Source organism: Mycobacterium sp., assembly GCF_035274705.1.
Taxonomy (GTDB): Bacteria; Actinomycetota; Actinomycetes; order Mycobacteriales; family Mycobacteriaceae; genus Mycobacterium.
Genome location: NZ_DATENY010000008.1, coordinates 1 through 9,121, shown reverse-complemented (window position 1 = coordinate 9,121; position 9,121 = coordinate 1). Strand labels below are relative to the sequence as shown.

Below are 9,121 nucleotides of genomic sequence, written 5' to 3'. Positions count from 1 at the left end.
ATTGCGCTGGAACGCGGTAAGGCGTTCGGTGGGTTCAAGGAGTCGAAGTACGCCTCCGGTGAGTTCTTCGACAAGTACACCGACCGGGTGTGGGAGCCGGCCACCGAGCGGGTGCGCCAATTGTTCGCCGACGCCGGCATTCGCATTCCGACCCAAGAGGATTGGACGCGACTCAAGGAGTCGGTGCAAAAGCACGGCATCTACAACCAGAACCTGCAGGCGGTCCCGCCGACGGGGTCGATCTCCTACATCAACCACTCGACGAGCTCGATCCACCCGATCGCGTCGAAGGTCGAGATCCGCAAGGAAGGCAAGATCGGACGGGTTTACTACCCGGCGCCGTATATGACCAACGACAACCTGGACTATTTCCAGGACGCCTACGAGATCGGCTACGAGAAGGTCATCGACACGTATGCCGCGGCCACGCAGCACGTGGATCAGGGTCTGAGCTTGACGCTGTTCTTCAAGGACACCGCGACGACGCGTGACGTCAACAAGGCGCAGATCTACGCCTGGCGCAAGGGAATCAAGACGCTGTACTACATCCGGCTACGCCAAATGGCGCTGGAGGGAACAGAAGTCGAGGGCTGCGTGTCCTGCATGCTGTAGGACCGCGCCTTCGCCGAGTGTGGACTTGATACACGCGGATGCGGAAGTGACCGTGTCGTATGTCCACACTCGGCTGCGCCAGTCGCGCTATCCCATCGCGTAGACAGGAAGGCGGTCCACCCGCGTCAGCACCGGGTGCTTCGGCGGAACGCTGGGGCCGGGATTGGCCTCCTCTAGCTTCGCCTCGTCGTCTATCCAGCATTCGCCGGTTCGCTCGTCGTAGTCGCCTCCGTAGAAGACGCAGCAGACGCCGATGTCGTCCGGATGGTCGGAGGCGCACTCCCAGAAGTCGTCTCCTGCGGCGCTCACGGGTGCCGCATTCGCATTCGCGGCGAGTCCGATGGCCAGGCCCGCCGTCATCGCGGCGGTGGCCAGAAGTCGTTGGATGTTCATGCCGATAAGCGTCGCGTGACGCCGCGATCACCAAAACGGGGCACGGGCCGGTGTCTGGCGCGTGCGCCCCAGGGATGTGTCCGCGCGTCCCGATAGGGGATTAGGGGCTCGCCGCGCTAACAGCTCACTTGACGGTGTGCTGCGGGCCTTGGGCCTTCTTGTACAACGCTTTCAGCATCCGGTCGCGGAACTGCGCATTGTCGATCAGCTTGATGCCCGCATTGGCGACCTTCGGATAGCCGAGCAGCTTGTGGAAGTACCGGCCGCGCCGATACTCCCTGCCCCACGCCTCTTCCATCCGCTGCGCATAGTTCGTGAAGTCGTCCGGCCCGGCATTGGTTAGTGCCGCGATCGCGCACTCACCCGCGGCGAGTCCGGACTCCAGCGCCTTCGAGATACCCGCACCCGACGCCGGCTTGCCCGCGCCCAGCGAGTCACCCGTGAACAGCACACCCGGCCGCCACGGTGGCCATGCGGTGAAGCCCATCGGCAATCGCCACGCCCGCACGCTCTTGTTTTTCTTGAGCTCCTCGATCGGCGGCAGGTCCCATTCGGGCGGCAGCGTGCGCAAGAACTCGCCCAGGAACTGTGTCGCGTTGATCGACTGCCAGTTCTTGTAGCTGTTGACGTAGCCCAGGCCGATGTTGAACCGCCCGCTGCCCATTGGGAACACCCAGCCGTAGCCGGGCAGCTGGTCACCTTCGAACACCAGCTTCAAATAGATGTCGAGGCTGTCGGAGTCGGGGCGGTTGGCGTGCATCTCCGAACGAATCGCGATCGCCGAGTAACCGTTGTATTCCGAGTCGATCTTCAGCGCCCGCTTGATGGGGGAGTAGGCGCCGTCGGCGGCGATCACCGCATCGCCGTACACCTTCTCGCCGCTCTTGAGCGTCACACCCACGACCCGACCGTTTTCCATGATCGGCCCGGTGACCTCCGCCGACTGCCGGACTTCGGCGCCCGCCGACTCGGCGTGCTTGAGCAACAGCGCGTCGAGCTCGGTTCGGCTGACGGTGTGACCGTGGTCGGGCATGCCGGGACGCTTCGGGAACGACAGCTCCCACTGGCTCGGGCTGAACACGGTGACGCGATTGACGCGGTGGAACTTCGACACCTCCTCGGCCAGACCCATCTTCTGCAGGTAGCTGACGGCCCGCGCGGTCAGGCCGTCACCACACGGCTTATCGCGCGGGAACTCGGCCTTATCCAGGACCACAACCTTCGCACCGGTCTGCGCGGCCTGCCACGCGGCGGCCGAGCCGGAAGGCCCGCCACCCGCGATGACCAGGTCGTATCGCTGGGTCATAACTCTCGTCTCGTCGATCGGCTGTCGCTGCAATATTACCGAAGCTGACGTTGCTCAGCTCATCGGCCAACTGCTGGCCAGAGCGCTCGATGGTCGTGTTGCGGCACGGTCTGGGCAGGTCAGCGCGGTTCGGGCGGTACAGTGAACGCGTGCGACGAGTGTCGAGGCCACGCCCCAGCGGCGAGCCGGGCGTCAAGGTGGACGCCCGCAGCGAACGCTGGCGTGAACATCGCAAGAAGGTGCGGTCGGAAATCGTCGACGCCGCCTTCCGCGCGATCGACCGACTCGGCGCCGAGTTGTCGCTGCGCGAGATCGCCGAAGAAGCCGGCACGGCCAAGCCGAAGATCTACCGCCACTTCACCGACAAGTCGGACCTGTTCCAGGCGATCGGCGAGCGACTGCGCGACATGTTGTGGGCGGCGATCTTCCCGTCGATCAACCTGTCGTCGGACCCGGCCCGCGAGGTCGTCCGCCGCAGCGTCGAACAATATGTGCGGCTTGTCGACCAGCATCCGAACATCCTTCGCTTCCTGATTCAGGGTCGCTTCGCCGAACAGAGCGAGTCGACGATGCGCGCGCTCAACGAGGGACGCGAGATCACCCTGGCGATGGCCGACATGTTCGACAACGAGCTGCGCGAGATGGAGCTCGACGCCGCCGCTCTGGAGCTTTCCGCCTACGCAGCATTCGGTTCCGTGGCCTCGGCCACCGACTGGTGGTTGGGTCCCGAGCAGGACAGCCCCCGCCGGATGCCGGCCGACGAATTCGTCACGCACCTGACGACCATCATGGTCGGCTCGATCAACGGCACCTGCGAAGCGCTCGGCATCAAGATCGATCCGGATCTGCCGCTGCACGAGGGTGTGCGCCGCCGCGAACACGTCGCCTGAGACGTAAGCCGGCGGGATCACAGTTCGGTAGTAACGCCTTACGTACCGAGGACGAAGGCGTCGATCGGCTGCTCATGCCCCCGCAGGTTCAGCGTGCGCCGCGTCCTCGTCGCCGTGAGCTCATCGGCCACCCCGGATGCGACGAGCAACTCCCCACCGGCGGCGTGTTGTTGCATCCGCGCCGAGACGTTGACCGGGTCACCGAGAGCAGTGAAGTCGACCACCGAGCCCCCAACGTTGCCGACGTATGCGACGCCCGCATTGACGGCCACGCCCAACTCAAGCCAAGGCCCCTCGTCGCTGCCGTAACCGACCGCTTTGAGCAGCTCAATCCCGGCCCGAACCGCACGGCGTCGGTACTGGGGACCGCTGATGCCCCGAACAAAGAAGGCCATGACCTCATCGCCGATGAGCTTGTCAATCACCGCGTCATGCCGCAGAAGAGTCTGCGTCGCAGTGATGTAGAACCGGTTGAGCAACGCGGCGAAGTCTGTCGCAGCGCCGCGCTGTCCCAGCGCGGTCGAGCCACGAACGTCGGCGAACAGCACTGCGATATCCACCTCTGCGCCGCCCGCGGGAAGCGCATCACAGCAACGACTGCACAAATTGGGGTTCTTGCGCGACGGGCTGAAGCCGGCTGCGGCGAGAACACGTCCCGCGGGCCCGCCGAACGGGTTGTTGCATACCTTGCATCGCGGCGCCGACGGCAGATAGCGAAATACCCGTCGCGCCCTCACCAACGACGCGTGTCCTTCCGTTAGCACCTTGTGCCACGGGTCCCGTGGAATCGCCGGAGCGGAGTCGCTTGGGATGTTGACGACGACCATACGAAAATGGTTGACCTAACGGCCATTCGGCACATGAGGCATCCGCCTCAACTTCAGCCGGCCGTGATCCAGATCGACGATAATGCCCGATTTGAGGCATGTGCCTCATGCGCGGTCCGGGCGCGACGTCGAGTATTGCGGCGTGACCACCCCGGCGGCGTTGAATGCCGGACGTTATGCGCGCCGGCCTCAGGCTCGGATGAAGGGCCGGTTGCCTCGTCGTTCGCGCAGACATCGTCCTGTTCAGGTGCAGAATGGGGGCGTGCACCCGACCCGGACGCTGCACGGCTCGAAGAAAGGCCTACGCAGAGCCGAGTTGTTGGCGGCCATATCGCTGGCGATCGACCTCGGTCTGGGCCAGCCGATGGAACACATGCTTCGGTCGTCACTGATCGCGACACGCATCGCCGAGCGGATGGGCCTCGACGACCAACAGCGGGCGACGGTCTACTACGCCAATCTGGTCGGTTGGATCGGTTGTCACGCCGATTCCCATGAGCTTTCAGCGCTGTTCGGCGACGACATCGCCTTCCGGGCCGACACCTACGGGGTGGACATGACCGGATTGCCGTTCCTGCGGCTGATGATCAGTCACGTGGGACGTGGATTGCCGGGCTGGGAGCGCGGCATCCGCTCGGCCGCCTTCCTGCTCAGTGCACGTAATCAGGTCGGCAAGCTGATCCAGTCGCATTGCACTTCTGCCGGCGTTCTTTCCGATCGGATGGGCCTGGACCGCGAGGTTGGGGAGGCGCTGGCGTACATCTTCGAGCGCTGGGATGGTCGCGGGATGCCGAACGGCGCTCGCGGGCAGGACATTCCGGTCGAAATCCGCATCGTTCGCCTGGCCGATGTCGTCGAGGTGCACTTGCGGACTGGTGGTCTGGGGCGGGCACTCGAGGTCGTCCGTTCCCGGCGTGGCACGCAGTTCAGCCCGGAGGTGGCTGAGGTATTCGAACGTGATGCCGCCGCGATCGTCGACGGGCTGCTCGAAATGGATGTTTGGACTGCGGCTTTGGCGCAGGCGCCGGATCGTGACCGTATTCTCGACGGTGACGAGATCGACGAGTTGCTCAGGGCCATGGCAGATTTCGTCGATCTCAAGTGTCCGTGTTCTCCGGGATACTCGCGCAGTGTGGCGGATCTGGTGTCCGCGGCCGCCAGACACCTGCGCATGCCCGCGGTGGACATCACCTGGCTTTACCGCGCAGGCCTCGTGCACGGCCTCGGCCGATTAGGGGTGTCCAACCAGATCTGGGAGAAGAAGGGGTCGCTCAGTACGGCTGAATGGGAGCGGGTACGGATGTACCCGTATCTAACCGGTCGGATACTGAGCCGGGTTGGCGGCTTGGAGTCGGTGGTGTCTCTCGCGACCAAGCACGAGGAGCGGATCGATGGTTCTGGCTTTCCGCGAGGGCTCGCCGCCGCGGAATTGACTGCGCAGGACCGTCTGCTCGCCGCGGCGGTGGCTTATCAACAACTGCTCGAGCCACGTCCGCTTCGAGCAGCCCTCGATCCTCCTGCTGCCGCGAGCCAGCTGCGCCAAGAGGCGCGCGCCGGACGTCTCGACGTCGAGTCGGTGGAAGCGGTGCTGGCGGCGGCCGGGCATCGGGTGTCGAGGCGGACGTCTTGGACTGCGGGGCTTACCGCCCGGGAGGTCGAGGTCCTGCGGCTCGTCGCGCAGGGCCGCTCGAATCGGGAAATCGCTGCGGAGCTTTTCATCGCCGAGAAGACGGCGCGCAACCACGTCGAGCGTGTCTATGCCAAGTTGGGCGTCAACAACCGAACTCAGGCGAGTCTCGCGGCGATCGATCGGGGTATTGCGGCATTCGCGGTCGATGCGCCGTAGCTCTGTCAAGTCGTTGTCGCGCTTTTCGTTTCCCTCTCGGCGTTTGGCGGGCAGCTGTTGCGGAGTCTGAGATTTGAGGCAAACGCCTCATGTGTCACGGCGGCGGCCGACCGAAGATCAGGGCATGACGAAGCCAGTCCAGAAACCAGAGAGGTTGCCCGTCATGACCGAATTGACATACACGCCAACGGCAATCGAGGACAGTTCGCTCCCCACAGATCAGGCACCCGCAGCGCCGAGTGGCGGGCGGGTCGATGCAGTCAACGTGAGCCGGCGGGTCGGCACGCGGCAAATCCTGCAGGAGCTGTCGCTGTCAGTCGAACCAGGCGAGTTGGTTGCCATTGCCGGCGGTAGTGGTGCAGGAAAGACCACGTTGCTCGAGATCCTCGCGGGACTGCAACCGCCTTCTGCCGGGGAGGTTCGGCATGACGGCGTCGTTCGTGGTGCCCGAGTCGGCACCGATTCACGCATCGGCTACGTGCCTCAGGACGACATCATCCACCTCGAGATGCCCCTGCGCCGCACGCTGCGCTACGCGGCGCGGTTACGGCTGCCAGCGGGCACATCAGCGGCCGAGGCGAACCGGGTAGTAGAGGAGACCATGCGCGACCTCGACCTAGCCGATCGGGCCGAGGTGCCGGTCCGTGCGCTGTCCGGCGGTCAGCGCAAGCGCGCCAGTATCGCCGTGGAGCTACTCACGCGGCCACACCTTTTCTTCCTTGACGAACCCACCTCCGGGCTCGATCCGTCGACCGCGGCCGACGTGATGCGCCTGCTGCGCCGGCTCAGCCAGCGCGGGGTCACAGTCGTTCTCACATCACATGAGCCCGAGGGCATCGAGAAGTGTGACCGGGTGGTGTTCCTGGCTCGCGACGGCCACCTCGCGTTCACCGGCAGCCCTACCGAGGCTCGGCGCTACTTCGGCGTGGTGAGTCTCGCCGCGGTGTACGACCGGCTGGCTGGTGAGCACACGCCTGCGGTATGGGCGCAGCGATTCACGGACAGTCGTGAGACGTCTGAAGGCCGGCCCGGCGCGGCTCTACCTCCAGTCGCGGCTACCCGTTCAGACGTCAAGCGCACGGGCATGGTCCGGCAATGGTGGCTACTCACGCGGCGCAACGTCGACGTTCTGGTTCGTAACTGGCTGACCCTTGCGGTTTTGCTGGGTTCACCGGTGCTGGTCACGGCGATGATGGCGACGCTGTTCAAGCGCGGCGCGTTCGATCCGGGGGGCGCAGCGGACGTCGGGCCCGCCCAGATCGTGTTCTGGATCGCATTCGACGGCTTCTTCTTCGGCCTCACATACGGGCTGCTCCAGATCGTCGGGGAGATGGCCGTCTTCCGGCGGGAGCGCCTGGCCGGGCTCAGTGTGGGCGCCTACGTGGCCTCCAAGGTCGCAGCATTGCTTCCGGTGCTGGCGGTAGTGAGCGCGGTGTTGCTTGCCGTCCTGCGGGTGCTCGGTCGGCTCCCCGACGTCGGATGGGACGTGTATGCGTTCCTGTTCGTGACGATTGTGATCGAGGCGACCTCGGCGCTGGCCCTCGGCCTGCTCGCCTCGGCCGCGGTGTCCAACGCCGCGCAGGCCGCCCTTGCCCTGCCGATGCTTTGCTTCCCGCAGGTTCTGTTCGGTGGCGCCATCGTTCCGGTTGACAAGATGGCCATCGCGGGACGGGTGATGAGCTTCGGCCTGTCCAACCGCCACGCATTCGAGGCATTGGGGCGTGGCCTGGATCTCGACCGGTACACCGCCACGTTGCCTGCCATGTCCGCCTACCGCGACACCTTCCACGGAGGCACCGGCGCCAGTCTCATTGCACTGGCCGCGTTTGCCGTTGTCCTCACGCTGACCACGGTGTGGGTGCTGGACCGGAGGTCCCGAGCCGGCGCATCTCAGCGATGACGGTCTAGCGCGGTGGGCCCGCGGGATGTCTCAACGGCGTCTCGCGGGCCGTCGCGCGCGGCAGTGACGACGTGCCGCCAAGTGAGGACATTCGGACCTAGGCGATACCGCGGGTACGGGGTACTTTGGTCGTCATGACCGTTGCTGATCCGACAACCGAAGGCACCGCCCAGCAGGGGCCTGTGCACACCCGCGCACTGATCATCGGCACCGGATTCTCCGGTCTCGGCATGGGCATCGCGCTGCAACAGCAGGGCGTCGACTTCTTGATCCTGGAAAAGGCCGGTGACATCGGCGGAACGTGGCGCGACAACAGCTATCCGGGGTGTGCATGCGACATCCCGTCGCATCTGTACTCGTATTCCTTTGAGCCCAAAGCGGATTGGAAGCATCTGTTCTCGTTGCAGGACGAGATCTGGGACTACCTTCAGGGCGTCACCGACAAATACGGCCTGCGGCGCTACATCGTCTTCAATTCATTGGTCGAGCGTGCCCATTGGGACGACACCGAGTTCCGCTGGCATGTCTTCACCGCCGACGGCCGCGAATACGTCGCGCAATTCCTGATCTCCGGCGCCGGCGCGTTGCACATCCCGTCGATACCCGAATTCCCCGGTCGCGACGAATTCGCCGGCGCCGCTTTTCATTCCGCGCAGTGGGATCACAGCGTGGACCTGGTCGGCAAGCGAGTCGCGGTGATCGGCACCGGCGCCAGCGCGATCCAGATCGTCCCCGAGATCGTCGACACCGTTGCGGAGCTCCAGCTCTACCAACGCACGCCGCCGTGGGTGGTGCCGCGCACCAACGAGGAACTCCCGTCACCGCTGCGCCGCGCACTGGAGAACGTTCCTGGTCTGCGGCTGGGCCTGCGTTATGGCATCTACTGGGCGCAGGAGGTGCTCGCCTTCGGGATGACCAAGCGGCCGGCCATGCTCAAAGTCGTTGAGCTGCTTGGCAAGTACAACATCCGGCGCTCGGTCAAGGACCGGGAACTGCGCCGCAAGCTCACCCCGACGTACCGCGCCGGCTGCAAGCGAATCCTGAACTCCAGCAACTACTACGCCGCCGTCGCCGACCCGAAGACGTCGCTCATCACCGAGCGGATCGAGCGGATCACCCGCGACGGCATCGTCACCGCCGACGGTGTCGAGCGCAAAGCCGACGTGATCGTCTACGCCACCGGCTTCCATGTCACCGACTCCTACACCTATGTGCAGATCAAGGGGTTGCACGGCGAGGACCTCGTCGACCGTTGGAACCGTGAGGGACTACAAGCGCACCGAGGGATCGCCATAGCCGACGTCCCCAACCTGTTCTTCCTTCTCGGGCCGAACACCGGCCTCGGCC

At 65.0% G+C, this 9,121-nt stretch carries 7 protein-coding genes and 1 pseudogene; 5 read left to right on the top strand and 3 right to left on the bottom strand.

All coding sequences use genetic code 11. From position 1 onward, the window contains the following. Window positions 1-612: pseudogene (locus VJV41_RS02215) on the top strand (ribonucleotide-diphosphate reductase subunit alpha); the annotation flags it as partial. 87 nt (window positions 613-699) lie between these two features. Here VJV41_RS02215 and VJV41_RS02210 read toward each other — a convergent pair. Continuing rightward, window positions 700-1,005: a hypothetical protein gene (locus VJV41_RS02210; RefSeq protein WP_325330649.1), complete on the bottom strand. Its 306-nt coding sequence runs from the start codon at window positions 1,003-1,005 to the stop codon at window positions 700-702. Between the two features lie 124 nt (window positions 1,006-1,129). Continuing rightward, the gene (locus VJV41_RS02205; protein WP_325330647.1) at window positions 1,130-2,311 is read right to left on the bottom strand and encodes an NAD(P)/FAD-dependent oxidoreductase; all 1,182 of its coding nucleotides are present in this window, start codon (window positions 2,309-2,311) and stop codon (window positions 1,130-1,132) included. A gap of 149 nt (window positions 2,312-2,460) precedes the next feature. Between VJV41_RS02205 and VJV41_RS02200 the strand changes: the two genes are divergently transcribed. Next, on the top strand, window positions 2,461-3,201 hold the full coding sequence (locus tag VJV41_RS02200; RefSeq protein WP_325330645.1) for a TetR/AcrR family transcriptional regulator: 741 nt from the start codon (window positions 2,461-2,463) through the stop codon (window positions 3,199-3,201). 38 nt (window positions 3,202-3,239) lie between these two features. On the opposite strand, the gene VJV41_RS02195 is transcribed toward VJV41_RS02200, so the two are convergent. Further along, window positions 3,240-4,028, bottom strand: coding sequence for an adenylate/guanylate cyclase domain-containing protein (locus VJV41_RS02195; RefSeq protein WP_325330643.1), 789 nt, complete (start codon window positions 4,026-4,028; stop codon window positions 3,240-3,242). A gap of 262 nt (window positions 4,029-4,290) precedes the next feature. Here VJV41_RS02195 and VJV41_RS02190 point away from each other — a divergent pair, with 262 nt between their 5' ends. From VJV41_RS02190 to VJV41_RS02180, 3 genes are all read left to right on the top strand, one after another. After that, window positions 4,291-5,874 (top strand): HD domain-containing phosphohydrolase, encoded by a 1,584-nt coding sequence (locus VJV41_RS02190; protein ID WP_325330641.1) that lies wholly within the window; start codon window positions 4,291-4,293, stop codon window positions 5,872-5,874. Between the two features lie 163 nt (window positions 5,875-6,037). Next, window positions 6,038-7,774: an ATP-binding cassette domain-containing protein gene (locus VJV41_RS02185; protein ID WP_414684858.1), complete on the top strand. Its 1,737-nt coding sequence runs from the start codon at window positions 6,038-6,040 to the stop codon at window positions 7,772-7,774. A gap of 134 nt (window positions 7,775-7,908) precedes the next feature. Further along, on the top strand, window positions 7,909-9,121 hold a 1,213-nt coding region (locus tag VJV41_RS02180; RefSeq protein WP_325330637.1), incomplete at its 3' end, for an NAD(P)/FAD-dependent oxidoreductase.

What these genes read in the sequence shown, in the direction of transcription:
- VJV41_RS02185 (WP_414684858.1), top strand. Translation starts at nt 6,038, where the DNA reads ATGACCGAATTGACATACACGCCAACGGCAATCGAGGACAGTTCGCTC.
- VJV41_RS02210 (WP_325330649.1), bottom strand. Translation starts at nt 1,005, where the DNA reads ATGAACATCCAACGACTTCTGGCCACCGCCGCGATGACGGCGGGCCTG.
- VJV41_RS02205 (WP_325330647.1), bottom strand. Translation starts at nt 2,311, where the DNA reads ATGACCCAGCGATACGACCTGGTCATCGCGGGTGGCGGGCCTTCCGGC.
- VJV41_RS02195 (WP_325330643.1), bottom strand. Translation starts at nt 4,028, where the DNA reads ATGGTCGTCGTCAACATCCCAAGCGACTCCGCTCCGGCGATTCCACGG.